This is a genomic window from Streptomyces sp. NPDC048417 (genome assembly GCF_040651615.1).
Taxonomy (GTDB): Bacteria; Actinomycetota; Actinomycetes; order Streptomycetales; family Streptomycetaceae; genus Streptomyces.
Genome location: NZ_JBEZKI010000012.1, coordinates 239,416 through 263,646, shown reverse-complemented (window position 1 = coordinate 263,646; position 24,231 = coordinate 239,416). Strand labels below are relative to the sequence as shown.

Annotated in this window: 20 protein-coding genes; 13 read left to right on the top strand and 7 right to left on the bottom strand. The window is 70.6% G+C overall.

The window, feature by feature from the left end:
- The first annotated feature begins 139 nt into the window (after window positions 1–139).
- A complete protein-coding gene (locus AB0D59_RS20735; protein WP_362567108.1) occupies window positions 140–760 on the top strand; it encodes a histidine phosphatase family protein in 621 nt (206 codons plus the stop codon).
- A gap of 121 nt (window positions 761–881) precedes the next feature.
- Here AB0D59_RS20735 and AB0D59_RS20730 read toward each other — a convergent pair whose 3' ends face one another.
- On the bottom strand, window positions 882–3,638 hold the full coding sequence (locus tag AB0D59_RS20730) for a lectin (RefSeq protein WP_362567105.1): 2,757 nt from the start codon (window positions 3,636–3,638) through the stop codon (window positions 882–884).
- A gap of 442 nt (window positions 3,639–4,080) precedes the next feature.
- On the opposite strand from AB0D59_RS20730, the gene AB0D59_RS20725 reads away from it, so the two are divergent.
- Window positions 4,081–5,568, top strand: coding sequence for an FGGY-family carbohydrate kinase (locus AB0D59_RS20725; protein ID WP_362567102.1), 1,488 nt, complete (start codon window positions 4,081–4,083; stop codon window positions 5,566–5,568).
- A 107-nt stretch (window positions 5,569–5,675) separates the two neighbouring features.
- Here AB0D59_RS20725 and AB0D59_RS20720 read toward each other — a convergent pair whose 3' ends face one another.
- Window positions 5,676–6,830: a DUF3103 family protein gene (locus tag AB0D59_RS20720; protein ID WP_362567100.1), complete on the bottom strand. Its 1,155-nt coding sequence runs from the start codon at window positions 6,828–6,830 to the stop codon at window positions 5,676–5,678.
- A 282-nt stretch (window positions 6,831–7,112) separates the two neighbouring features.
- Window positions 7,113–7,841 (bottom strand): GntR family transcriptional regulator, encoded by a 729-nt coding sequence (locus AB0D59_RS20715; RefSeq protein WP_362567097.1) that lies wholly within the window; start codon window positions 7,839–7,841, stop codon window positions 7,113–7,115.
- A 309-nt stretch (window positions 7,842–8,150) separates the two neighbouring features.
- Here AB0D59_RS20715 and AB0D59_RS20710 point away from each other — a divergent pair, with 309 nt between their 5' ends.
- Window positions 8,151–8,315, top strand: a complete 165-nt coding sequence (locus tag AB0D59_RS20710; RefSeq protein WP_362567094.1) for a hypothetical protein — start codon at window positions 8,151–8,153, stop codon at window positions 8,313–8,315.
- 26 nt (window positions 8,316–8,341) lie between these two features.
- On the opposite strand, the gene AB0D59_RS20705 is transcribed toward AB0D59_RS20710, so the two are convergent.
- Window positions 8,342–8,740, bottom strand: a complete 399-nt coding sequence (locus tag AB0D59_RS20705; RefSeq protein ID WP_362567091.1) for a VOC family protein — start codon at window positions 8,738–8,740, stop codon at window positions 8,342–8,344.
- A gap of 234 nt (window positions 8,741–8,974) precedes the next feature.
- A complete protein-coding gene (locus AB0D59_RS20700; protein ID WP_362567088.1) occupies window positions 8,975–9,550 on the bottom strand; it encodes a TetR/AcrR family transcriptional regulator in 576 nt (191 codons plus the stop codon).
- Window positions 9,551–9,655: 105 nt separating this feature from the next.
- Here AB0D59_RS20700 and AB0D59_RS20695 point away from each other — a divergent pair, with 105 nt between their 5' ends.
- The 6 genes from AB0D59_RS20695 to AB0D59_RS20670 all read left to right on the top strand — a co-directional run bounded on the left by AB0D59_RS20695 (window position 9,656) and on the right by AB0D59_RS20670 (window position 17,368).
- Window positions 9,656–11,197: an FAD-dependent monooxygenase gene (locus AB0D59_RS20695; RefSeq protein WP_362567086.1), complete on the top strand. Its 1,542-nt coding sequence runs from the start codon at window positions 9,656–9,658 to the stop codon at window positions 11,195–11,197.
- A gap of 33 nt (window positions 11,198–11,230) precedes the next feature.
- Window positions 11,231–11,884, top strand: coding sequence for a CatB-related O-acetyltransferase (locus AB0D59_RS20690; RefSeq protein ID WP_362567083.1), 654 nt, complete (start codon window positions 11,231–11,233; stop codon window positions 11,882–11,884).
- A 16-nt stretch (window positions 11,885–11,900) separates the two neighbouring features.
- Window positions 11,901–13,178, top strand: coding sequence for an erythromycin esterase family protein (locus AB0D59_RS20685; protein WP_362567082.1), 1,278 nt, complete (start codon window positions 11,901–11,903; stop codon window positions 13,176–13,178).
- Between the two features lie 441 nt (window positions 13,179–13,619).
- The gene (locus tag AB0D59_RS20680) at window positions 13,620–15,413 is read left to right on the top strand and encodes an FAD-dependent monooxygenase (RefSeq protein WP_362567080.1); all 1,794 of its coding nucleotides are present in this window, start codon (window positions 13,620–13,622) and stop codon (window positions 15,411–15,413) included.
- A 3-nt stretch (window positions 15,414–15,416) separates the two neighbouring features.
- Complete coding sequence (locus AB0D59_RS20675; RefSeq protein WP_362567077.1) at window positions 15,417–16,463, top strand: maleylacetate reductase; 1,047 nt, start codon at window positions 15,417–15,419, stop codon at window positions 16,461–16,463.
- A complete protein-coding gene (locus tag AB0D59_RS20670; RefSeq protein WP_362567074.1) occupies window positions 16,460–17,368 on the top strand; it encodes an intradiol ring-cleavage dioxygenase in 909 nt (302 codons plus the stop codon). Before AB0D59_RS20675 ends, AB0D59_RS20670 begins: the two co-directional genes overlap by 4 nt.
- A 12-nt stretch (window positions 17,369–17,380) precedes the next feature.
- Here AB0D59_RS20670 and AB0D59_RS20665 read toward each other — a convergent pair whose 3' ends face one another.
- Together AB0D59_RS20665 and AB0D59_RS20660 are read right to left on the bottom strand one after the other, a co-directional pair.
- Window positions 17,381–18,325, bottom strand: a complete 945-nt coding sequence (locus AB0D59_RS20665) for an AraC family transcriptional regulator (protein ID WP_362567071.1) — start codon at window positions 18,323–18,325, stop codon at window positions 17,381–17,383.
- Window positions 18,322–19,239 (bottom strand): LysR substrate-binding domain-containing protein, encoded by a 918-nt coding sequence (locus AB0D59_RS20660; protein ID WP_362567068.1) that lies wholly within the window; start codon window positions 19,237–19,239, stop codon window positions 18,322–18,324. The genes AB0D59_RS20665 and AB0D59_RS20660 overlap by 4 nt, the downstream gene beginning before the upstream one ends.
- A gap of 83 nt (window positions 19,240–19,322) precedes the next feature.
- Here AB0D59_RS20660 and AB0D59_RS20655 point away from each other — a divergent pair, with 83 nt between their 5' ends.
- The 4 genes from AB0D59_RS20655 (at window position 19,323) to AB0D59_RS20640 (ending at window position 24,224) form a co-directional block, all read left to right on the top strand.
- Entirely contained in the window at window positions 19,323–20,525 is a 1,203-nt protein-coding gene (locus AB0D59_RS20655; protein ID WP_362567066.1) for a thiolase family protein, read from the top strand.
- Window positions 20,522–21,193, top strand: coding sequence for a 3-oxoacid CoA-transferase subunit A (locus AB0D59_RS20650; protein WP_362567063.1), 672 nt, complete (start codon window positions 20,522–20,524; stop codon window positions 21,191–21,193). The genes AB0D59_RS20655 and AB0D59_RS20650 overlap by 4 nt, the downstream gene beginning before the upstream one ends.
- On the top strand, window positions 21,190–21,873 hold the full coding sequence (locus AB0D59_RS20645; protein ID WP_362567061.1) for a 3-oxoacid CoA-transferase subunit B: 684 nt from the start codon (window positions 21,190–21,192) through the stop codon (window positions 21,871–21,873). The genes AB0D59_RS20650 and AB0D59_RS20645 overlap by 4 nt, the downstream gene beginning before the upstream one ends.
- Window positions 21,874–22,073: 200 nt before the next feature.
- Entirely contained in the window at window positions 22,074–24,224 is a 2,151-nt protein-coding gene (locus AB0D59_RS20640) for a SpoIIE family protein phosphatase (RefSeq protein WP_362567058.1), read from the top strand.
- The last annotated feature ends 7 nt before the right edge of the window (window positions 24,225–24,231 follow it).

Genomic DNA, 24,231 nt, shown 5'->3' with positions numbered 1-24,231 from the left:
GTCGGCGGGGTGGTTTCGGACACCTGGCGGATGGTGCCGCAGGGGGGCCGGCACCGACTGTGGAGCACGTGAGGCACGACGTGCCGGCAGCCGTCCACACCGTCTGGTGCCACGCCCGGCCAGGAAAGAGGTAGGTCCCATGTCGATCCACCTGACACTTCTGTGCGCGCCCGGCGGTGACCCCACTCTGGATCCGCTCCTCGGCGACGCTCATCTGAGCGAGGACAGCATGCACATGGCAGACGCTGCGAGAGCAGTGCTCTCTCCCCGCGAGCCGGCCATCCGGGCGCCTTCGATCCGTTGCTCGGAGACTGCTGACGCCATGGGTCTCGTGGCGTCGTCCGAACCCATGCTGCGCGATCTCAACGTGGGCAGGTGGTGCGGTCGCACTGTCGGCGAAGTCGCCGCGACCGACCCCGACGGGTTCACCGCCTGGCTCACGGATCCGGATGCCACGCCGCACGACGGAGAGTCCGTACGACAGCTCTGCCGCCGGTCGGCGGACTGGCTGAGCAGCGTGGCGCCGCACACGGGCCACACGGTGGCCATCACTGAGGCGGCCGTCATCCGGGCCGTGCTCATCGACGCGCTGGCCGTACCGGCAAGAGCTTTCTGGCATCTCGCGGTGCCGCCCCTGCGCGCGGTCTTCCTCACCTGGCGTGGCGGCTGCTGGGACGTCCAGTTCGGCGGCGTCTCGCCCCAGGAGCCCCGGCGTCGCCTTCTCTCTCGACGTGCGACGCTCGCGGTGGGCAGCGCCTGACCCGCGCGGTCCTTGGTTCTCGCCGGACGCGTTCCCGTGTGTCCCGGCCGATCGCTCCGGACCCCCGGGAACGCGCCACACCGAGGCATACGAGGGGGCTGTCAGCTCCCCCGCTGACGGCTCAGCTCGGCAGTTTCCAGTTCTGGGCCGCCGTGCCGTTGCAGGTGTACAGCTGAAGCTGGGTGCCGTTCGTCGTCGAGGAGTTGGGGTCGTCCAGGCACAGCTTGGACTCGGGGTTGACCAGCGACCCGTTGGTTGCGGCGGTCCACTGCTGAGCGCCGCTGCCGTTGCAGGTCCACAGCTGGATCAACGTGCCGTTGGTGGTCCCGCTGTGATCGGCGTCCAGACACTTGCCGAGGGCCCGGATCGATCCGTCGCCGGCGATGATCCAGTCCTGGGCGTACGTGTCGTCGCAGCCCCAGATCTGGACGTGGGTGCCGTCGGAGGTACCGGAGGACGCGTCGTCCACACACAGACTCGAGGCCACCGCGGAGGAGAGCGGACCGATGCGCGGCGAAGCCGGCGCCGTGGTGTCCCCCGCGTACGAGGGCGGAGCCGCGGTGGCCGCCGTCGCCCATGACGTGTTCGCGCTGGTGCCCAGCGTGAAGTCCAGCGTGCCGCCGGACGTGATCGCCGTGGTGGGAGCGTAGGCGTTGTTCCACGCCGTGCCGTTCCACGCCGCGGACTGGACGTAGGGGGCGTTGTCGGCGGCGCCGTTGCCGTTGACCGTCAGCGTCCTGCCCGAGGGAAGGGTGACCACGGCTTGGGTGAACAGCGGTGATCCCAGGGCGAGATCGGAGGTTCCGGGCGTCTCGGGGAACATGCCGAGCGCCGACCACACGTACCAGGCACTCATCGCGCCGAGATCGTCGTTGCCGTCGGCCAGGCCGCCCGGGGTGTTCGACCAGATCTGGTCCTGGATCGCCCGAACCGTGCCCTGCGTCTTGTAGGGCTGGCCCGTGTAGTCGTACTCCCACGGGAGCTCGATGCTCGGCTCGTTGCCGACCCAGGCGTAGCCGTCGGCACCGGTGTAGCTGCGCAGCACGGTGTCCAGGTAGTGGTTCATCGCCGTGTTGCCGCCCTTGGCGTGCGCCAGGCCGCCGACGTTGAAGGGAACCATTCCGGTGTAGATCCACGAGTCGGCCTCGACCATGTCGGTGCCGCTGGTGGGGTCGAAGCCGCCGGTCCACGAGCCGCCCGCGTTTCGGGGTTCCACGAAACCGGAGGCAGGGTTGAGCACGTTACGCCAGTCCTGCGCGCGGTTGGCGTAGGTCTTCTGGTTGGCCGTGTCGCCGAGCGACCCGGCCATCGCGGAGATCGCGAAGTCCGCGGTGTCGTACTCCAGGGTGGTGGCCACCGGCCCGTAGAAGTTGCAGCAGCCGTAGCTGCCGTCGTGCGGCATGTATCCCGGCGAGTTCAGGTAGGCGAGACCGGGACGGTCGTTGTTGGTCGTGCTCGCCTGCCTGACCATGTCGGCCAGGGCGGTCGTGGCGTCGAAGCCCCGGGCACCGAAGGCGTAGTAGTCGGCGAGGATGGCGTCCGCCGGGTCACCGACCATGACGTACGACTCGCCGTTGTTCTCCGACCACTTGGGGAAGATCCCGGTCTGCGTGTAGTCGTCGACCATCGACTGCGCGGTGTCCGAGGCGACCTGGGGAGCGACCAGGGCTTCGAGCTGGGCCTGCGAGCGGTAGATGTCCCAGCCGGAGTAGTTCGCGTACACCGCGCTGTGGCCGGCGTCCACGGTGTGCGTCTTCCCGTCGAAGCCGTAGTACTGACCGTTGGCGTCACTGATCACGTTCGGGTGCAGCAGCGAGTGGTAGAGCGCGGTGTAGAAGCTCTGCTGCTGCGCGGCCGTTCCGCCGGCGACCTGCACCTTGCCGAGCGCGCTGTTCCACGCGTTCTGTGCCGCGGTGCGGGTCGCGTCGAAGTCCCAACCGGTGTTCTCCGCGGTCCGGTTGACGACCGCGCCCGCGACCGACACGTAGGAGATGCCGACCTTGGCCTGCACCACCGGGTTGGACGTGGTGTTGAAGGTGACGTAGCCGTTCGAGGCGGCGGCTGTCGGGGCGGCGCTGTCCTCGTCGGGGTTCTGGCCGTGCAGGACCGGCTGGTTGGGCTTCTCGGCGGCGTTCTTCGACGCCTTGGCCGACGCCGAGGGGGTGGCGGTCGACGCCTTGGCGACCGAGCTTCCCTGCGAGGCGAACGGCTGGTCGAAGACCATGTCGAAGTACACGTTGTACGTGTTTCCCGCGCCGCAGAAGTGGCCGCTGGTCACCTGCCCGCTCACCTCGGTGCTCGACACCTTGGTGAACTGTGTGGAGGTGGCACCGTTCTGACTGCCCGTCAACTTGAAGATCAGGTTGGCCTGGCTGGTCGAGGGGAAGGTGAAGCGCGCCATACCGCTGCGCGTCGTGGTGGTCAGCTCGGTGGTCACCTGGTTGTTGAGCGCGACCTTGTACGATCCGGCGGACGCCGACTCGTTGGCGTGGGAGAACGCGTCCGACGCACCGGTGTTCACGGCCCCTGTCGTCGGCAGCACCGGAATGTCACCCGCCGCGCCGCAACCGGGCCCGGCGATGTGGGTCAGGCTGAAACCCGTGATCGACGTGTCGTTGTACTCGTAGCCCCCACCGTCGGGACGCGACGGAGTGTCCGGGCTCCACTGCACCATGCCGAACGGGACGTCGGCTCCCGGGAAGTCGTCGGCCTGGTTCGACGTTCCGATGAACGGATTGACCAGAGTCGCCGGCGAGGTGACGAGCGCGGCCTTCCCGGCCGCCCACGCAGGCGTGCACAGCCCGGCCGCGGCGAGCGCCGCAGCGGCGAGGAGACCGATCGCAGCGGTTCCGGGAGGTCTCGACAGTCGTGTGATCACGGGGATTGCTCCTCTACTCGTGAGGGGAGGTCAGACAACGTTGTCTTCGCGTCGGAAACGCGACCCCGGGTGAATGAGCGACGCGCCGAGATGTCTTGATCACCAAAGGTTGACAACGTTGTCTAACCGTGGAGACGAGGTGCCTGAGATGCGAACGCTTCGACGGGACCCTGGGCTGCGGGCGCCCGGGGAGCACGGCGGGAACTCTTCGTGAAGCTAGCCACAAGGCAGGGGCATGTCAACGACTGCTGCAAGGTGGTCCCCTGAGTGCGAGGCGACGGCCCGTTTCGCGCACGCCGTCGCATTACCGTGGGGGCGTCGTCGCACTCGCCCGAGGTACAGATGTGGTGACATCTCCGGCAGCCGTCCGGCTGAACCGCGGCCGCCCGCCGGACCGGGCGGCAACCTACGGTGGCGCACCCGGCGCCGAGGGAGGCAGTACATGATCGACGTCGTGTTCGGAGCCGACGTTGGCACCTCCAGCACCAAGGGCGTGGTGGTCGACACCGCCGGCCGCATCCTGGGCGAGGCCGTGCGCACGCACGTGGTCGACCGTCCCCGGCCGGGACACGTCGAGATGGACGCACAGGTGTGGTGGGACGAGTTCGTCTCGCTCGCGGCCGAGTTGCTCGATCGCGACGACGTCGCCGTCCGCGCCGTCGGAGTCAGCGGCATGGGCCCGTGCACCCTTCTGGTCGACGACGCGGGAGAGCCGCTGCGTCCGGCGCTGCTGTACGGGGTGGACACCCGCGCCGACGAGCAGATCACCCGGCTGAACCGGGAGTTGGGGTCCGACACGGTCTTTCGCAGGTGCGGTTCGGCGCTGTCGTCCCAGGCCGTCGGGCCGAAACTCGCCTGGATCCGCGAGCGGGAGCCCGAGGTGTGGGCACGCGCCCGCCGCCTCTTCATGCCCGCCTCGTGGCTCGCCCACCGGCTCACCGGCGCCTACGTGCTGGACCTGCATTCCGCCAGCCAGTGCACCCCGCTGTTCGACATCCACCAGCAGCGCTGGATCCCGGAGTGGGCCGAGCACATCGCACCCGGCATCGAACTCCCCCCGCTGCGCTGGCCGGGCGAGGAGGCCGGCCGGGTGAACACGCCCGTCACGGGTGTCCCGGCCGGGACGCCGGTCATCGTGGGGACGATCGACGCCTGGAGCGAGGCCATCAGCGTCGGCGGCCACGGCGTCGGCGACCTGATGCTGATGTACGGCACCACGATGTTCCTGGTGAACACCGTCGACCGGCTCGTGACCAGCCCGTCGATGTGGTCCACGGTCGGCGCCCTGCCCGGCACCCGTTGCCTGGCCGGCGGCATGGCCACCTCCGGAGCCGTCACCGACTGGCTCGGGCACCTCTTCGGCGACGCCGACCTCGGCGTGCTGTTCCACGAAGCGGCCGCCTCGCCCCCGGGTGCGAACGGCCTGGTGATGCTGCCGTACTTCGCCGGGGAACGCACACCCGTCATGGACCCCGACGCCCGGGGCGTGATCGCGGGCCTGACGCTGGGTCACACCCGGGGCGACCTGATGCGGGCTGCGCTGGAGGCCACCGCCTACGGTGTCCGGCACAACGTCGAGACGATGCTCGCGGCCGGCGCCGACATCCGGCGGGTCGTCGCGGTCGGCGGCGGCACCCGGGGCGGGCTGTGGCCTCGGATCGTCAGCGACGTCACTGGTCTCGAACAGATCGTCACCCGCACGACCATCGGCGCCAGCTACGGCGCGGCCTTTCTCGCCGCTGGGCTGATCGGCCGACCGGACATCGCGGCGTGGAATCCGGCGGAATCGTCGGTCCGGCCCGATCCCGCCACCGCGGGTGTCTACGACCGCCGGTTCACCCAGTACCGGGCCCTGTACGAGAGCACCACCGCGGTCACCCACGCCCTGGCCCACGACCAGAACACCGGCCGTGAAGAAGACGCCCCGTGACGTCGCCTCCCCCGCCCGGCCGTCCGAGCGCGCGGACGGCCGGGTCCCCGGAGCGGACCGGCCCGTCCACCGACGTACGGCGGCCGGTCGGCGCTTGCGTGCGAGGTCTAGAACTCCTCGACGAAGTAGGGCTCGACGGTCATCCAGCCGTTGCCCGAGGCGCCGTTCAGCCGGCCCGAGGAGTTCTGGGCGAGGGTGTACCAGGACTCCACGTAGTCGGGGTCGTCGGTGAACCAGCTGTCGGGGATCGCGCTCAGGACCGCGTTCACCAACGGGATGTAGGTGCCCTGGTCGGTCACGGTGAGCAGCGCCGTGGTGATCGCCTGCGCCAGCGCACGGTAGTTGGTGCCGTCGTCGTCCTCCATCATGACGACGTCGGCCAGGTTGTACTTGTAGTTCGACCAGTTGACCAGGATCTGGTTCGGGTAGTAGACGGTGCCCTCGTCGTCCAGGTAGGGCATGTCCACCGAGTCGACGCGCGCCGTGCCGTCCTGGCCGAATCCGGTCACCAGCGAGAACATCTCGGCGGCGCCCTTGAACCAGGGCTCCTGGTCGTCGTTCACCTCGACGGCCGTGACCTTGGTCGCCCACCAGCCCGCCGTGCTCGCGGCGTCGGCGCTGTTGGCCGCCTGCGACGGGAGGGAGGTCAGCCCCTTGTCGGCGAAGGCCTTCCGCAGCACCTTCAGGCCGGCCCGGTGAGCCTTGGTGACGTCGATGTCCAGGACGTACAGCGGGCGGTCGGGGATGCGCGCGGTGCCTACGGCGTGGGCGTGGCCCTGACTGTCGTACGCCGTGAGGGCCTTGGCGTTGTCGTCGGCCGCGACGGCGATCCAGGGAGTGGCTTCGGCGTTCAGGTGCGACCGCATGGACGGCGCGCCCAGCCGAATCCGCAGCAGCGACCCGGTCGACGCGGGCAGGCCCTTCAGGCCCGCGATGCGACGGTCCGCGGCGGAGACGGAAGCGAGCAGGTCCCTGCCCTGCGGAGCGGCGGTCCTGCCCGCCAGCGCCTGGAGGTCCACGTCCTCGGTGCCGAGCACGGCCGCACGGACCTGCTCGCGCCACTGCGGGTCGCGCAGCGAGGCGGACAGCGCCCGGGCGATCTCCTGCTCGGTCGACCGCACCGGAGACTTCCGGACCGGCGTGGCCTGGTCCCCCGTGTCCCGCGTCGGCAGGGCGATCGCCGGCTGGACGGTGCCGCCGATGACCGCGGACAGCATCACGCCGATGAGGACGCCGCGTCTCTTGCTCGATCTGCTCACCATGCTCCTTGTGTTGTTGGTCGCCGCCGCGCCCACGGTGAACGGGCGGCCGTCCTGGGGGGTGCTGGGCCCGGATCGCCTCGGGCCCCTGAGGGGTCGCAGCCGCGCACCCGGCCCCGCCCCGCCGGGCGTTCACCAGGGCGCGTCAGGATTGACCTGGACATGACAGTCGAAGAAACGTGGGCTGAACGGGCGCCCGCGCATGATCGGGGCCGCGCCGCTTCGCCGCACCCACCTCGCCTCGACGGGAGCCGGCGGCCCCGGAGTCGTCGCCGGGAGGCGCGGCTAGCGGGGGCTGTCGGCGGTCGGCCGTCCGCGTGGACTGCTGAGCGAACCGAGCATGATCTTCTCGGTGCCGGCCAGATACTTCTCCGCCGCGCGCCGTGCCTCCTCGCCGTCCCGGGCGACCACGGCCCGTACCACCGGCGCGAGCCGGTCGGTCGCCCGCGCCGCGTCCTCGAACGGCGCCCGCAGCGAGGCCCGTACCGGAAGGTAGGCATTGAACAACGTGTTCGTGAGGAGCAGATAGACCCGGTTCCCCGTGGCCCGCGCCAGTTCGCGATGGACTTCCGCGTCGGCGAGCTGGACGGCGTCGGCGTCCGGGCCGTCCGCGACCTGACGCAGCAGGTGTTCCAGCCGCCGGGCCTGTCGTTCCGTGCGCCGGTCGGCCGCACGGCCGGCGATCAGGGTGCCGATCTGCCGCCGCACCTCGAAGACCTCCCGCAGCCATGCGGGGTCCTGTGCGGCCAGCATCGGAAGCAGGTCGGCGCCGCCGACCCGCAGGTAGTCCAGGATGCGCGTGCCGATGCCGTGCCGGGTGCTCAGCAGTCCCGCCTGCTCCAACCGGGTCAGCGCGTGCTTCAAGGTCGTACGGGTGACCCCGTACCCGGCGGCCAGCTCCCTCTCGGGGGGCAGCAGGGATCCGGGTTCGTGCGTGCCGCTCAGGATGTCGTCACGCAGCCGTGCTTCCAGCAGGTCGACCACGGTTCGGCGCGGAATGCTTTCGACGGCCACGGAGGATCTCCCAGGCTTCGGTCAGTGGTTCAGCGGCTCACTGGTCTAGTGGCCCACTGGTTCAGCGACTTCTTGGTCTAGTGGCTCAGCCACTGCCTCAGTGAACCAGCCCCCCGACCGCTACGTCAATTACCTGATGGCACCCAGGAGTTGGGCAGGGGTACGCGCGTAGAGGACCGAGGCGCGGACGAGCGGTGTGGGCCCGAGCCTCCTCTGGAGCCGCTCCGTCGGCGTGGTGTCGGCATGGCGCCCGTGCGTCGCCCCGTTCGGGCCGCGCCGAAGGCGACCGCCCCGTGACCACCCCGCGTCATGCCGGCCGCCTGCTGCTCGCCGATCCCCACGATCGCGGTCGCTGTCGCCACCCGTTCGATCTGCGCGACGATGCAGGGGCCGGCGGGCACCAAGGCGGTGGACGCCTCGCTGCCGCCGGCACGCATGCCGCTCCCGGAGCCGATGCGGCAGCACGGTGTGTGACGGGGGCGCGGGTGCCCGTTCGCGTCCTAGTCCTGCCGCGGTGCCAGGGAGCGCACGACGTCGAACTCGTTGCCCTCGGGGTCGGCCATGACCACCCAGTTCCGGTCTGAGCCCTGGCCCACATCCGTCGTGGTGGCGCCGAGGCCCAGCAATCTGGTCACCTCGTCCTCGGTGCTGCCGTCGATCGGGCTGACATCAAGGTGAAGCCGGTTCTTGACGGTCTTGCCCTCGGGCACCTGGATGAACTGCAGGGTGGGCGGCATCTGACGGGCCCGGATGTCCTCGACCGTCGGTACCCAGGAGCCGATCTCGACCTTGCCCTCGCTCCGGTCGATCACCTTGAAGTCCAGGACCTCGCACCAGAAGGCCGCGAGCCTCTCCGGATCACGGCAGTCAACGGTCAACTCGGTGAATCTACTTGTCATGACTCTCCCAGCTAGTACAGGTCTGCGCAGAACAGTATTCGGGTGCTGAGGGGCTTGAAACGTCGAGCATTGTCATCTTCACCGGCGTGCTTGATGGCGACCGGGCCACTGCTCAGGTCCTCGCGAACCTGCTGCTCGGACACCGCGAGCGTCCCAAGATCGGCATGGGCACGCGCGCTTCGAGGCCGTTCGGACGTGGACGGCCTGATGGAACCCGGAATCGGGCGACGGGCTTCATGAGGGATTCCCCATGCCGGTGAAGAGGGCGTGGAGGACACGGTCGACGTACTCGTGGGTCAGGGGTTCCTGGGTGACCAGGAACTGGAAGTAGAGCGGGCCGGAGAGGATCGCCATGGCCAGGCTCAGGTCGAAGGCGGGCGACAGCTGCCCTTGGTCCTGTGCCTTTTTCAGCCGGGCGACGGTCATGGCGGCCTGCGGTGCGATGAAGCGCTCGTTGAGGGCGGCGGCGACCCGGGGGTCGTACTGGGCCTCGCCGATCAGGGCCTGGTACAGCGGGCCGAAGGGCGGGTTGGCCAGGAGGTCGACGGCCGCGTGGATCTGCGTGCGCAGATCCGCGACGATGTCACCCGTGTCGGGGTAGTCCAGGTCGGACTTGTGCAGTGAGAGCAGGGAGTCCAGGAACAGGGCGCCCTTGGACGGCCATCTGCGATAGATGGTGTGCTTGCCCGCGCCGGCTCGGGCCGCGATCGCTTCGATGCTGAGCTTGGCGTAGCCGATCTCCTGGCCCAGTTCCAGCGTGGTCCGCATGATGGCCTCGGTCCGGCCGGCGCCGCGAAGAGGGTCCGTCATGCAGTCATCCTATCGGCACGGCACGTGCCGTGCTTGACGAGTTGCCGACTCATGCACTTCCCTTGCGGAACGGCACGGCGCGTGCCGTGCGACGGGGGAGGTTGCATGGATGCCGACGTGATCATCGTGGGAGCCGGTCCGGCCGGTCTGATGCTGGCGTGCGAACTGCGCCTGGCCGGGGTGCGCCCGCTGGTGCTGGAACGTCAGTCGCACCGCCGGGACACCCCGAAGGCCGGTGGCCTCGGCGGACGGATCCTGGAACTGCTGCGCTACCGGGGCCTGCTGGAGCGATGCGAGGCCGCCTGCACCGGCCCCGTACCGGCCCCCCGGTTCCCGTTCGGCGGCGTCCACCTCGATCTGACCCGGCTCGACGATCCTCCGCTGCACGCGCTGCCGCTTCCGCAACAGCGGCTCGAAGAAGTGCTCGGCGAACGCGCCGGTGAACTCGATGTCGAGATCCGTCGCGGGCACCAGGTGTCCGGAGTCGTCCAGAGCGAGGCGGCGGTGACCGCGGAGGTACTCGGCCCGGACGGTCCGTACCGGGTGACCGCCCGGTACCTGGCGGGCTGCGACGGCGCCCGCAGCCGGGTCCGCGACGCGGCGGGTATCGCCTTCCCCGGCACCACCTATCCGGAGGTCAACCGGCTGGCCCAGGTCACCTTTCCCGACACGGTGACCGTGCTCGGCAACGGCGATCTCGACGTCGCCGGCTTCGGCACCGTCTCCGGGGGCTTCACGCGGACGGACCGCGGCCTCCTCGGCGTCGGCGCATCGCCCGACTCACCCGTGGTCTCCCTCTACACCACCGAGGACGAGACCGACGAGTACGACGACGACACCCCGATGTCCCTGAGCGAATTCCAGGACAGCCTCCGTCGTGTCCTGGGCACGGATCTCCCTGTGCGTGCAGCGATCCGGCTGTCGCGGTTCACCTTCAAGGCCCGGCACGCCGAGCACTACCGAAAGGGGCGGATCCTGCTGGCCGGTGACGCGGCGCATCTGTTCCCGGCGACCGGCGTGGCGATCAACGCCGGCATGCTCGACGCGGTCAACCTGGCCTGGAAGCTGGCCGCCGACATCCACGGCCGGGCCCCCGACGGTCTGCTGGACACCTACCACGACGAACGGCACTTCGCCGGAGCGCGCACCATGCTGCACACCCAGGCCCAAGTAGCGCTGCGGCGCGGCACCGACCCGGCCGCCGAGGCGCTCCGCGAGGTCTTTCAGGAGCTGCTCGCCGACGAGCAACCACTGCGCCGCATGGGGGCGCTCGTCGCCGGCTCCGACATCCGCTACCCGATGCCCGGATCGTCCGGCAGCCATCCGTTGGCCGGAGCGTTCGTCCCCGACCTCACCCTGCACAGCGACCGGGGAGTGACCGGCGTCGGCAAACTCCTGCACACCGCACGGCCCGTCCTCCTGGACCTCGCCGACCGCGAGGACCTCCGCCGGGCGGCCGGCGACTGGCGCTCCCGCGTCGACGTCCACACCGCCAAGACCGACGACCGCCCTGCCGACGCCCTCCTGATCCGGCCCGACGCGCACATCGCCTGGGCCGCGGCCGTCGACGAGTCCCCCGACGACGCCGTGCCGGCGCTGCGCGAAGCGCTCACCCGCTGGTTCGGCGCCCCCGAGAACCACGCGTGACGTCCTCGCCCTCCGGAAAGGAAGCGTTCCCAGATGGCGCCCGTTCCCGCCGACCCGACCCTGCTGCATCCGATGCCGGACCAGCCTCGGGTCGTGCTCCTCAGGCCGCTGGTGACCTCACCGCTGATCGAGGTCGGGGAGTTCACCTACTACGACGATCCCGATGACCCGACGGCCTTCGAGAACCGAAACGTCCTGTACCACTACGGGCCCGAGAAGCTCGTCATCGGGAAGTTCTGCGCGTTGGGTGAGGGCGTGCGGTTCATCATGAACGGCGCCAACCACCGGATGGACGGCCCCTCGACGTTCCCCTTCCCGATCATGGGCGGTTCCTGGGCCGACCACTTCGACCTCATCACCGGTCTGCCCGGACGGGGCGACACCACGGTGGGCAACGACGTCTGGTTCGGGTACAGGACCGTGGTGATGCCCGGGGTCCGCATCGGTCACGGAGCGATCATCGCCTCCGGCTCCGTCGTCGTCGACGACGTCCCCGACTACGGCATCGTCGGCGGCAACCCCGCGCGGCTGCTGCGCCGCCGCTACAGCGACGCCGACGTCGAGCGCCTCCTCGCGCTGGCCTGGTGGGACTGGCCGCTGCCGCACCTCACCGAGCATCTCCGCACGATCATGTCCGGCACCGTCGACGACCTGGAGGCCGCGGCACCCGGCCCCTGCCCGCACTGAGAATCGAGCCGTCCGCATGCCCCGTTCGTCCCCCGGGACCCCGTTCACCGACTGGCTTCGCGAACGCGCCGTCCCGCTCACTCACCTCGACCCCGCGGCTCCGCTCGACGACCTGACACCGCTGCGCGACATCATCGGAGCCGCCCGCGTCGTCGCGATCGGCGAACACTCCCACTTCATCGAGGAGTTCGCACTCCTGCGCCGGCGCATCCTGCGGTTCCTCGTCGAACGCTGCGGCTTCACCGTCCTCGCCTTCGAGTACGGCTTCAGCGAAGGCTTCCCCCTGGACGCCTGGGCCCGGGGTGAGGGAACCGAGGGGGACCTGGCGGGCCACCTCGCCACGGCGATACCCGTGGGGCTCACCGAGCCCCTGCAGTGGGTCCGCCGGCACAACCGCACCGCCTCACCACCGGTGCGCTTCGCCGGGGTCGACATCCCGGCGGCGGGTGGTTCCCTGCTGCCCGCCCTGGCTCCGGTCGCCGACTACCTGCGCCGCGTCGACCCCGAGACCGCCCCGGCGGTCGAGACGGCGATGCGGATCGCCGCATCGTTCGCCGGGGGCTCCGCGGCCGTGGCCGCACCCGCCTGGGTGCGCCTGCCCGCCGCCGAACAGGACGCCCTCACCGCGATCCTCGCGCGCCTGCTCGTCCGGTTCCGTGCGCTCGAACCGCTGTACGCCACCCGCGGCGACCGGCACGACCACGACGTCGCCCTGCACCGTCTCGAAGGCGCCTGCCACGCCGACTACACCTTCCGCGCCATGGCCGGCCTGTTCGCGGGGGACGGCCTCACCGCGGACACCTCGGCCCGGGACGCCTACATGGCCAGATCGGTCCTGTGGCACCTGGAACGCCTCGATCCCGGTACCCGGACCGTCCTGGTCGCCCACAACGCCCACATCCAGACGACGCCCATCTCCTTCGACGGGCATCTCACGGGGCTCCCCATGGGGCAGCAACTGCAACGTGCGCTCGGCGACGACTACTTCGCCCTCGGCCTGACCAGCGTCACCGGACACACCGCGGACATGCACCGCGACGAGAAGGCACCCTTCGGTTTCACCCTCGGCGACATGGCGCTCAAAGCGCCCGAACCCGCAAGCGTCGAAGCCGCCTTCGCCGACGCCGGTCTCGGACTCGGCATCGCCGATCTCCGCAGGGCACGCACGGAGGCTTCCGACCGCCCCGACCGCATCCGGCTGCAGGGCACCTACGTGCGCACCCCCGTCATCGACGCCTTCGACGCCGTCCTCACCACCCCTGTTTCCACCGTCACCACGGACCTCCGCATCTGACGATCGGACGCGTAGTGCGGCCGGCCGGGCCTGTGCCGGTCGGGTGATCAGCGGGGTCTGCGAGGACGGGCGCCTCGGTCGCCCGTTTCGCCCGGCTGCGCGCGTTCACGGGCGAGCACCGCCTCGCCCTGATCGAGCGGCACACCGAGCGGCCGCGTGCCCGGGATCCGGCCGCGGCGTCTGTCGGCGTCCCTCGCGCGACCTGCTCGTCGAATCCGGCTCTGCAGCCCCGTGCCGGACCACTCCCCACGGCGAGTTGCCGAACTGCTCGAAGCTCAGCGGCAGCCGTGCGTCCAGACACCGCGGTGCGACCCGTCTTTCGTGGATCCGCCATCTCTTGGTGTATCCGCCGACCTCGCCGCCGGGCTGTTCCGTCCCGTCCGAGTCGGTCTCAGACTGGCGCTGCCGGCAACGCCGCCGGATCGATGAAAGGTCAGCACGATGCCCATGTTCAACGACGGGATGTCCGAGACCGAGCTGCCGGCCGACTCGGCCGTCACGACCGACGTCGTGATCGTCGGTTCCGGCCCCGCGGGCGCCTCCGCGGCGCTGCTGCTGGCGACGCTGGGCGTCGACACCATCGTGATCACGAAGTACCGGTGGACGGCGAACACCCCCCGTGCGCACATCACCAACCAGCGCGCGATGGAGGTCTTCCGCGATCTGGGCATCGAAGGGCAGGTGCTGGCCGACGCCACGGACCACTCGCTCGTCGGCGACACGGTGTTCTGCACCAGCATCACCGGTGAGGAGATCGGCCGTATCCACACCTGGGGCACCCGGCCGGACCGGGAGGCGGACTACCGGCTGGCGTCCCCCTGCCTCACCGTGGACATCCCGCAGACGTATCTCGAGCCGATCCTGGTCCGCAACGCGACGCAGCGGGGCGCGCAGACCCGGTTCTCCAGCGAGTACCTGTCCCACACCCAGGACGCCGACGGCGTCACCGTGCGGGTGCTGGACCGGCTCACCGGGCACGAGTACGGCATCCGCGCGAAGTACCTGATCGGCGCGGACGGTGCCCGCTCCAAGGTCGCCGCGGACATCGGTCTGCCCTTCGAGGGCGCGATGGACATCGCGGGCTCGATGAACATCACGTTCAAGGCCGACATCAGCCGCTACGTCGCCCACCGGCCGTCCGTCCTGTACTGGGTCATCCAGCCCGGCTCGAACGTCGGCGGCATCGGCGCCGGGCTCGTGCGCATGGTGCGCCCGTGGAACGAGTGGCTGATCGTGTGGGGCTACGACATCGCCGGGGAGCCCCCGGTCGTCGACGAGGCCGCTGCCGTGCAGATCGTCCGCAACCTCCTCGGGGCGCCCGATCTGGAAGTGGAGATCACCGGCACCAGCCTGTGGGGCAACAACGAGATGTACGCGACGCGGCTCCAGCAGGGCCGGGTGTTCTGCGCGGGCGACGCCGTGCACCGGCACCCGCCGAGCAACGGCCTGGGCTCCAACACCTCCGTCCAGGACGCGTACAACCTCGCCTGGAAGATCGCGGCCGTGCTCAAGGGGCATGCGGGGCCAGGGCTGTTGGAGACCTACACGGCCGAACGGGCTCCCGTCGCCGAGCGCATCGTCCAGCGCGCCAACAAGTCCAGCCGCGAGTTCATCGACATCTTCGAGGCACTGGGCGTTCTCGGGGCGCCGGACGAGGCCTCGATGACGGCCGCCATCGAGGAACGCAAGGCCAACACCCCTGCCGGGGCCGCCAAGCGGGCCGCGCTGGTGCGCGCGATGGAGCTGAAGAACTACGAGTTCAACGCACACGGTGTGGAGCTGGGCCAGCACTACACCTCGACGGCCGTCGTCCCCGACGGCAGCGAACTGCCCACGCCCGCACGCGATGCCGATCTGTACTACGAGATGTCGACCGTCCCCGGCGCGCATCTTCCGCACGCCTGGGTCGGGGACAGCGCACACCGTCACGCGCTGATGGACCTGGCGCCGTACGACCGTTGGACGCTGCTGACCGGCATCGCGGGCGAGGAGTGGGAGCAGGCGGCCGAGAAGGTCGGCGAGGAGTTGGGCGTCCCGCTCGAGACCGTCGTCATCGGTCCGGGACGTGAGGTGACCGACCTCTACTACGACTGGGCCAAGCTGCGCGAGATCGACGAGAGCGGCGTGCTGCTGGTGCGGCCCGACAAGCACATCGCGTGGCGTGCCATGGAGCTGCCCGAGAACCCCGCAGATCAGCTGCGTGCTGCTCTGCTCTCCGTCCTGGGAAGGGACTAGACCGTGCGGTTCGTCCACGACACGCTGCCGCAGCGGGTGCGGTTCGCCTCCGGCGCGGCCGAGGAGGGCCTGGCCGCGGAGGTCGCCGCGCTCGGCGCACGGCGGGTGATGGTCATCGCGGGGGCGGCCGAGCGGGAGCTCGCCGATCGCGTCACCGCCGGGCTGCCGGTGGTCCGCCGGCACGACGACGTCGTCATGCACGTGCCCGTCGAGGTCGCCCTGCGGGCTCGGGCGGCGGCCGCCGAAGGGGACGTCGACGCCCTGGTCAGTGTCGGCGGCGGCTCCACCACGGGCCTGGCCAAGGCGGTCGCGCTGACCACCGGGCTGCCGATCGTCGCCGTCCCGACCACGTACGCCGGCTCGGAGGCCACCGCCGTATGGGGGCTGACCGAGGACTCCGTGAAGACCACCGGTACGGACGCGAAGGTCCTGCCGCGTGCCGTCGTCTACGACGCCTCGCTGACGCTCTCCCTTCCGGTCGGGCTGAGTGTCGCTTCTGGTCTCAACGCGCTCGCCCACTGCGTGGACTCCCTCTGGGCACCGCGGACCGATCCGATCAACCAGGCCCTCGCCGCCGAAGGCGTGCGGGCTCTGCGGGCGGGGCTGCCGCTGGTCGTGAAGGACCCGCAGGCCCTGGACGGCCGGGAACAGGCTTTGTACGGCGCCTACTTGGCCGCCGTGGCGTTCGCCTCCGCCGGGTCCGGCCTGCACCACAAGATCTGCCATGTGCTGGGCGGCATGTTCAACCTTCCGCACGCCCAGACCCACGCGGTGGTCCTCCCCCACGTCCTCGCCTTCAACGCGCCTTTCGCCCCTGACGCCGAACGGCGACTGGCCGCGGCCTTCGGCTCCCTGACCGCCGTCGAGGGGCTCGCCGGGCTCCGTGACCGGCTCGGTGCGCCGCGCTCGCTGCGCGACCTCGGCATGCCCCGGGACGGTGTCGCGGCCGTGGCCGAGGCCGTCGTGGCCGCCGCGCCCGCGGGCAATCCGCGGCCCGTCACCCTCGACGCGATCACCGATCTCGTCCGCAACGCCTGGGAGGGCCGATGAGCGCCACCCCCACTCCCCGTACGTCCGTCCCGGCCGAGCAGCAGGAGCGTGAGGAGCAGATCACCCGCCAGGTGCTGGCGTCCTTCGGCGACTGCACCGACCCGCGGCTGCGCGAGATCATGCAGTCACTGGTCCGCCACCTGCACGCGTTCGTCCGAGAGGTCCGGCTCACCGAGGGCGAGTGGAGCAAGGGGATCGAATTCCTCACCCGTACCGGTCACATCACCGACGAGCGCCGCCAGGAGTTCATCCTGCTGTCGGACGTGCTCGGAGCCTCCATGCAGACGGTCGCGGTCAACAACGAGGCGTACGACGACGCCACCGAGGCCACCGTCTTCGGCCCGTTCTTCGTCGACAACAGCCCCGAGATCGCCCAGGGCGGCGATCTCGCCTTCGGAGCCGCCGGAGAACCCTGCTGGGTGGAGGGCACCGTCACCGACTCCGCCGGAAAAGCCGTGGCCGGGGCGCGGATCGAGGTGTGGGAGGCCGACGAGGACGGCTTCTACGACACGCAGTACGGGGACGACCGGATGGCGGCGCGGGCGCACCTGTTCAGCGACGCCGACGGCCGCTACCGGTTCTGGGGGCTCACACCGACGCCCTATCCCATTCCTCACGACGGGCCGGTGGGAGCACTGCTGGCGGCGACCGGCCGTTCGCCCATGCGCGCCTCCCACCTGCACTTCATGGTCAGTGCTCCCGCGCTGCGCACGCTGGTCACGCACATCTTCGTCCGCGGTGACGAACTGCTGGACCGGGACTCCGTGTTCGGGGTGAAGGAGTCGCTCGTCAAGGACTTCGTGGCTCAGCCGGCGGGTACGCCCACGCCGGACGGACGCGACCTCGGCGAGCGGCCCTGGTCCCGGGTCCGCTTCGACATCGTGCTGGCACCCGACGGCGCGTGATCCCGCACCCCGCTAGGACCGTGCGCGCGCCTCGCGCAGGACGTCGGTGGCGCGCAGGCCGTAGCGTTCCTTGAACCGGTGGGAGAAGTGGGCGGCCGACGCGAACCCGCAGCGCGCGGCCACCTCGGCCACCGTCGCCTCTCCGTCAGTGCTCAGCAGCGTGCGGGCTCGCTCGAGGCGGCGGTGCAGCAGGTACCGCGGCACGCTCGTGCCACCCGAGGCGAACACCCGGGACAGGTGGCGCTCGCTGATCCCGATGCCGCGGGCGATGCGGGCCGCCGAGAGCCCCAGGTCGGCCAGGTGGTCGTCGATGTAGGTCTTCGCGACGGTCAGGTGGACGGTGGAGAGGGAGGGGGCGCGGCCGCTCGCGGCGGACACGAGCAGGTCCAGCACGGCGTCCTCGTCCACGCTCGCGGCCATGGAGGACTGGGGTGGCAGTGCCCGGGCGACGAGGGTGGCGAGAGTCCGGGTGTGGACCGCGTCGGCGTCGATGACCAGCGGCTGCGGCAGGGAGTGCGGCGCGCCGAGCTCACGCCACACCGTGTGGGGGATCTTGACCGCGAGTTCCTCCAGGCCGTGCGAGAAGCCCCGGATGAAGGGCTGGTCGGCGTCGCAGACCAGCAGCTGTCCCGGACGCAGCAGCCGTACGCCGTCGTCGTAGTAGAAGAAGGCGTCACCGGCCAGGGTCAGATAGCAGGCCACGGCGTCCGAGGGCACGCGGCGGATCTCGGCGTCGGGTCGTTCGACGACGTGGGGGCTGCCGAGGACCCGGGCGAGATGTGCTCTGGGAAGCTGGAGGTTGATCTCCGTCGCGTCGAGGGCGGTGTCGTGCAGGGAACGGCAGCGCAGCCCGATCAGGGCCTCGGCGTTGTGCTCTTCCCACAGGGCGATGCGTTCCGCCTCGGGAAGACCGGTCGTACTGAAGCGCACCGGAGCACCGGTCGTGCCGCTCGTCATCCCTCCAGCGTAGAGGGCGGGGCTTCCCGGTGTTCAAGGCCGTCCACGCACTCTTTGATCACAGCAGCGACCTGATCGGTCGCGGGGGTGGTGCGCCGGGCATGGCTCGCGAGGACCAGATCGACGGATTCCGTCTGGGTGAGGGGCACGTAGGCGACGCTGGCGAGGCGGAGGCTCTGCACCGGTGAGGGAACGAGGGCGACGCCGTGTCCGGCGGCCACGAAGACGACCAGGGTCGCCGTCTCCCCGACCTCCATCAGCGAGGTGGGCTGGAATCCGGCGCGCCGGCATGCGGCCAGGACCCGGCCGTACATGGAGGATCGCGAGGAGTGGATGACGAACGGCTCGTCGGCCAGGGCCTTGAGCGAGATGCGTCGCCGGGCCGCGAGGGGATGGTGCGAGGGGAGCACGGCCAGCAGGGATTCGGACCGCAGGGGTGTGGTGCGGATGTCCTCGTGGTCGGCGGGGCCGCGCAGGACCGCCAGGTCGTAGGTGCCGGCGAGCAGTCCGTCGACCAGGTCGGGGGTGAGGAGTTCGCCGCGCAGGTCCATGGTGATCCTGGGCAGCCGGGCTCGTACGGTGCGTGCGACCTGGGGCAGAAGGTCGTAGGTGGCGGTGCCGATGAAGCCGGTCGAGACCCGTCCGGCGTGGCCGTCGGCCAGCTCTGTCATGTGCCGGCGGGCGCGCTCCTCCTCCGCGACCAGGGTGCGGGCGTGCTCCAGGAGGTGATGTCCGGCCTCGGTCAGGGCCACGTGCCGGGTGGAGCGGGTGAACAGTGTGGTCCTGAGCTCCTTCTCCAGCTGTTTGATCTGCTGGGAGAGGGCTGGTTGAGCCACGTGCAGGCGGGTGGCCGCCCGTCCGAAGTGGCATTCCTCGGCCAGCGCCAGGAAGTACCGGATCTGTCGCAGCTCCATACGCCGATTCTATAAGATCAGCTTATCAATCCATGCAGATTGGGTCTTGGACGCACCGCAGTCCGCGCTCCTACCGTGGCGGCATGACCGACAGTTATCTCTACTCGGCGGTGCGAACCCCCTTCGGCCGCTTCCGGGGCGCCCTCTCGGAGGTCCGGCCCGACGACCTCGCGGCACAGGTCATCGGCGGGGTCCTCGCCAAGACCCCCGCACTGGATCCCGGACGCATCGACGACGTCGTCTGGGGCAACGCCAACGGCGCCGGCGAGGACAACCGCAACGTCGGCAGGATGGCCGTCCTGCTCGCGGGCCTGCCCACCTCGGTGCCCGCGACCACCGTCAACCGCCTGTGCGGATCGTCCCTCGACGCGGCACTCATCGCCTCGCGCGGCATCGAGAGCGGCGACGCGGACATCGTCCTCACCGGTGGAGTCGAGTCGATGACCCGCGCCCCTTGGGTTCTGCCCAAGCCCGGGCGCGGCTTCCCCGCAGGGGACGTCACCGCCGTGTCCACCACGCTCGGCTGGCGCCTGGTCAACGAGCGCATGCCCAAGGAGTGGACGGTCTCCCTGGGCGAGGCGAACGAACAGCTCGGCGACCGCTTCGCCATTTCCCGCGAGCGCCAGGACGCGTTCGCCCTCCGCTCCCACCGGCTCGCGGACGACGCCTGGAACGCGGGCTTCTACGACGACCTGGTCGTCCCCGTCTCGGACGGCGAATCCACCGTTCTGGAACGCGACGAGGGCATCCGCCCCGGGTCCACCATGGAGAAGCTCGCCACGCTCAAGCCCGCCTACCGGGCCGACGGCCTCATCACGGCCGGGAACGCCTCGCCGCTGAACGACGGTGCCTCCGCGGTGCTGCTCGGTTCGGCCGCGGCCGCCGACCGCATCGGCGTGGATCCCCTCGCCCGCGTCGCGGGCCGCGGCGTGGCCGCGGTGGATCCGCAGATGTTCGGATACGCACCCGTCGAGGCCGTGAACAGGGCACTCAAGCGCGCGGGTATCTCCTGGGCCGACGTCGACGCCGTCGAACTGAACGAGGCGTTCGCCGTGCAGGCGCTGGCGTGCCTGGACGCCTGGGATGTCGACCCGGCGATCGTCAACACCAAGGGCGGGGCCATCGCGCTCGGCCACCCTCTCGGTGCGTCCGGTGGCCGCCTGCTGGGCACCCTCTGCCGCCGTCTGCAGGAATCCGGCAAGCGGTGGGGCGTCGCGGCGATCTGCATCGGTGTCGGCCAGGCCCTCGCCGTGGTGCTGGAGAACGTCGCCGGGGGCAGCAGGTGACCACGCAGCTGTGCGCTCATGCGGACGAGGCGGTCGCCGACGTCCAGGACGGCTCCACGGTGCTCGTCGGGGGCTTCGGCATGGCGGGCATGCCGGTGGCTCTGATCGACGCTCTGATACGGCAGGGGGCCACGGACCTCACGGTCGTCTCCAACAACGCCGGCAACGGCGACACGGGCCTTGCCGCGCTGCTGGCCGAGGGACGGGTCCGCAAGGTGATCTGCTCCTTCCCCCGCCAGGCGGACTCCTGGGTGTTCGACGACCTCTACCGGGCCGGCCGGATCGAACTCGAGGTGGTCCCCCAGGGCACTCTGGCAGAACGGCTGAGGGCCGCCGGAGCCGGTATCGGCGCCTTCTTCTGCCCCACCGGTGTCGGCACGCTGCTCGCCGAAGGCAAGGAGGTGCGTGAGATCAACGGCCGCCTCCATGTGCTGGAGTACCCCATCGGCGGTGACCTCGCGCTGATCGGCGCTCATCGTGCGGACCGGATGGGCAACCTCGTCTACCGCAAGACCGCGCGGAACTTCGGTCCCGTCATGGCCACCGCGGCCACCACCGTGGTCGCCCAGGTCCGCGAGATCGTCGAGACCGGCGAGATCGATCCCGAGACCGTCGTGACGCCCAGCATCTTCGTCGACCGTGTAGTACAGGTGGCTGATCACTCATGACCCGGACCTCCCCGACGACCAGCGGTCAGGGCCCGCTGGGCAAGCACGACATCGCCGCCCTGATCGCCCGTGACATCCCGCAGGGAGCCTTCGTCAACCTCGGCATCGGCCAGCCGACCCTCGTGGCCGACCACCTCTCCCCCGGTTCCGGCGTCGTTCTGCACACCGAGAACGGCATGCTCAACATGGGCCCCGCCGCGTCGGAGGACCAGATCGATCCGGACCTGACCAACGCGGGCAAGGTTCCCGTCACCGAGCTGCCGGGCGCCGCCTATTTCCACCACGCGGACTCCTTCGCGATGATGCGCGGCGGTCATCTGGACATCTGCGTCCTCGGCGCCTTCCAGGTCTCCGCACGCGGCGACCTGGCCAACTGGCACACCGGCGCGCCCGACGCCATTCCCGCGGTCGGCGGGGCCATGGACCTGGCCATCGGGGCGAAGAAGGTCTTCGTGATGATGAACCTGTTCACCCGGGACGGAGCGCCCAAGCTGGTCTCCGAGTGCGGCTACCCGCTCACCGGCCTGGCGTGCGTGGACCGCGTCTACACGGATCTGGCCGTCTTCGACATCACCCCGGACGGGGTCCGTGTGCGGCAGACCTTCGGCGTCGACGTACCCGAACTCGCCGAGCGCCTGGGTCTGCCGCTGCGGACCGGCGCCTCTGAACAGCCCGCTTGAACACGGTCGGCCGCCGGCTCCGGGGAGTGCGCGGCAGGGCTGGCATCCGTTCACTGTGCGCGTTCGTCGCGTGATCCGCCGGTGTGGGCGAAGCGGGCCCCGGTGATATTCAATGAGGTGTGCGGTCAGGGATCTCGGGGCCCCGTCGCCGGGTCCGAGCACGGCTCCGGCGCTGCGTCGGCGATTGCTGAGAGTGCCACATGGACTCCACACCATCCTCCTCGTCGTCGTCGCCGTTCGACATGGTCAGCAGCGCGCTGGGGCGTTACGTCCCCCGTGGCGGAGCGGAACCGGCCGCCGGGCGCGGCGAGCGCGGCACGCGTCTACGCGTGCCCGACGGACCGGCAGCCGGCCGCCAGGATCAGATACTCGGCGTGATCAACCTGGACCGGGATCTGAGAGTGATCCGCTCCAATCTGGAGGCCCCGGTGTTCGCCGGTCTGGACGCCGTGCCCGGGAGTCCTTTCGTCGATCTCCTGCCCTCCGGGGACGTACCGACGGTCACCCGTCGGTTGCGGCAGGTTCTGGAGACCGGTGAGGCGCATGTCGCGCGGATCCAGCGCCTGCGGCGCCGCGACGGGTCGGAGCTGGTGGTGTCGCTGAGCATCCTGCCCGCCGCGGTGCCTCAGGAAGGCCTGACCGTCTCCGTGATCGCCATGGCCAAGAGGCTGCACCTGTACGCCGCCGAGACCGCGATCGGCACCTCGCTGGACATCGGCGAGACCGCGCAGTCGCTGGCGGAGTCCTTGCTGGCGTGGGGAGACGTGGCCGCCGTCGACCTCGACTTCACCGTGTGGACGGGTGAGGGAGTCACCGGGCAGGCGCAAGGGCGCATCCGGCTGCGGCGGGCGGCCCTGGTGCCGAACCGGGCGTGGCCCGAGGGCTATCTCACTCCGGGCGACGATCTTCCCGGCGACGCGAGTCGCCTGCTGGCGCAGGCGGTGCGGCGGGACGACGCCCCGCAGGCCATCGTCATACCCGACCGGAAGGCGGTCGAGCGGGTCCTCGGCAGTCCGCGACTGATACGTGCCCTGGTGCCCGGCGACCGGTCGGCGGGTGTGGCGTGCATACCACTGGTCCTGGACGGCGAGCCGCCGGTCGTCCTGGGCCTGGCCGAGATCTGGCGGCGGGCCGGCAGCCCCTTCCGTGACAGCGAGCTGTTCGACCTGCAGGAACTGGTCGCCAGGACCGTCCATCACGTCGACCTGGCCCGTCAGCACCAGCGCGAGCACAAGCAGGTGCTGGCGTTGCAGCGCCGGCTGCTGCCCCGCATGGGCGGCACCACCATCGAGATCGCCAGCGTCTACCAGCCCGCCACGCCCGACAGCGCGGGGGTCGGCGGTGACTGGGTGAACAGCTTTCCGCTGCCGGACGGTCGTACCGCGCTGGTGGTGGGTGACGTCGTCGGACATGGCCTGGGAGCCGCGGCGACCATGGGCCAGCTGAGCATGGAGGCCCGCGCACTGCTGTCTGCGGGGCTCGCGCCCGACGAGGTACTGGAGCACCTCGACGAGACCGTGACGTTGCTGGACGACACGGAGTCGGGGCTGGCGGCCGGCTACAGCGCCCTCGGTTCGACCTGCTGCATCGCCCTCTACGACCCGGTCAGCCACAGCATGGCGCTGTCCAGCGCCGGCCACCTTCCCCCGGTCCTGGTGTCCCCGGACGGGCGCGCGGGCCCGCTCGCGATCCACCCGCATCCCGGTCTGGGCGCCGAGTTCGCACTGCGAGAGCCGTTCGACGTACACACGTTCGATGTTCCCCCTGGTTCTCTGCTCGCCCTCTACACGGACGGCCTGGTGGAGGATCCGACCGTGTCGATCGACGACGGCATCGGCAGACTGGCGGACGTCGTGTCCGCGGTGCACCCCTGGGACGCCCTCCAGCAGGCCGCACGGCACGTGGTCTCCGCGCTGGCACCCGCGCACCAGCGCGACGACGTGACCCTGCTGCTGGCGCGGATGATCGGCTACCGCAAGGAGGACACCGCGACCTGGCGGCTGCCCGCCCGCGACGACGCGCCCGCCCGTGCCCGCGTGCTGCTCTCCGCGCTGTTGCGGCGGTGGCACGCCAGGGACGACACCCGGGACAACGTGCTGCTCCTGGCAAGCGAGCTGGTCACCAACGCGGTGCGCTTCGCCACCGGCCCCGTCACGGTACGGCTGATCAGAGCCGGCAACAGCCTGCTGTGCGAGGTGGGGGACACCGGCAACGGCAGGCCGCGTCTGAGGCGGGGCGGCCTCTACGACGACCGGGGTCGCGGCCTGTACGTCGTGCACAGGCTCAGCACGCGGTGGGGCGTGCGGTGGACGGACACCGGCAAGGTGGTCTGGGCGGAAGTCGCGAGGTGACGCGGGT

What these genes read in the sequence shown, in the direction of transcription:
- AB0D59_RS20710 (WP_362567094.1), top strand. Translation starts at nt 8,151, where the DNA reads ATGCCGGCCGCCTGCTGCTCGCCGATCCCCACGATCGCGGTCGCTGTC.
- AB0D59_RS20665 (WP_362567071.1), bottom strand. Translation starts at nt 18,325, where the DNA reads ATGACGAGCGGCACGACCGGTGCTCCGGTGCGCTTCAGTACGACCGGT.
- AB0D59_RS20725 (WP_362567102.1), top strand. Translation starts at nt 4,081, where the DNA reads ATGATCGACGTCGTGTTCGGAGCCGACGTTGGCACCTCCAGCACCAAG.
- AB0D59_RS20670 (WP_362567074.1), top strand. Translation starts at nt 16,460, where the DNA reads ATGAGCGCCACCCCCACTCCCCGTACGTCCGTCCCGGCCGAGCAGCAG.
- AB0D59_RS20700 (WP_362567088.1), bottom strand. Translation starts at nt 9,550, where the DNA reads ATGACGGACCCTCTTCGCGGCGCCGGCCGGACCGAGGCCATCATGCGG.
- AB0D59_RS20705 (WP_362567091.1), bottom strand. Translation starts at nt 8,740, where the DNA reads ATGACAAGTAGATTCACCGAGTTGACCGTTGACTGCCGTGATCCGGAG.
- AB0D59_RS20720 (WP_362567100.1), bottom strand. Translation starts at nt 6,830, where the DNA reads ATGGTGAGCAGATCGAGCAAGAGACGCGGCGTCCTCATCGGCGTGATG.
- AB0D59_RS20695 (WP_362567086.1), top strand. Translation starts at nt 9,656, where the DNA reads ATGGATGCCGACGTGATCATCGTGGGAGCCGGTCCGGCCGGTCTGATG.
- AB0D59_RS20735 (WP_362567108.1), top strand. Translation starts at nt 140, where the DNA reads ATGTCGATCCACCTGACACTTCTGTGCGCGCCCGGCGGTGACCCCACT.
- AB0D59_RS20645 (WP_362567061.1), top strand. Translation starts at nt 21,190, where the DNA reads ATGACCCGGACCTCCCCGACGACCAGCGGTCAGGGCCCGCTGGGCAAG.
- AB0D59_RS20690 (WP_362567083.1), top strand. Translation starts at nt 11,231, where the DNA reads ATGGCGCCCGTTCCCGCCGACCCGACCCTGCTGCATCCGATGCCGGAC.
- AB0D59_RS20680 (WP_362567080.1), top strand. Translation starts at nt 13,620, where the DNA reads ATGCCCATGTTCAACGACGGGATGTCCGAGACCGAGCTGCCGGCCGAC.
- AB0D59_RS20640 (WP_362567058.1), top strand. Translation starts at nt 22,074, where the DNA reads ATGGACTCCACACCATCCTCCTCGTCGTCGTCGCCGTTCGACATGGTC.
- AB0D59_RS20685 (WP_362567082.1), top strand. Translation starts at nt 11,901, where the DNA reads ATGCCCCGTTCGTCCCCCGGGACCCCGTTCACCGACTGGCTTCGCGAA.
- AB0D59_RS20655 (WP_362567066.1), top strand. Translation starts at nt 19,323, where the DNA reads ATGACCGACAGTTATCTCTACTCGGCGGTGCGAACCCCCTTCGGCCGC.
- AB0D59_RS20660 (WP_362567068.1), bottom strand. Translation starts at nt 19,239, where the DNA reads ATGGAGCTGCGACAGATCCGGTACTTCCTGGCGCTGGCCGAGGAATGC.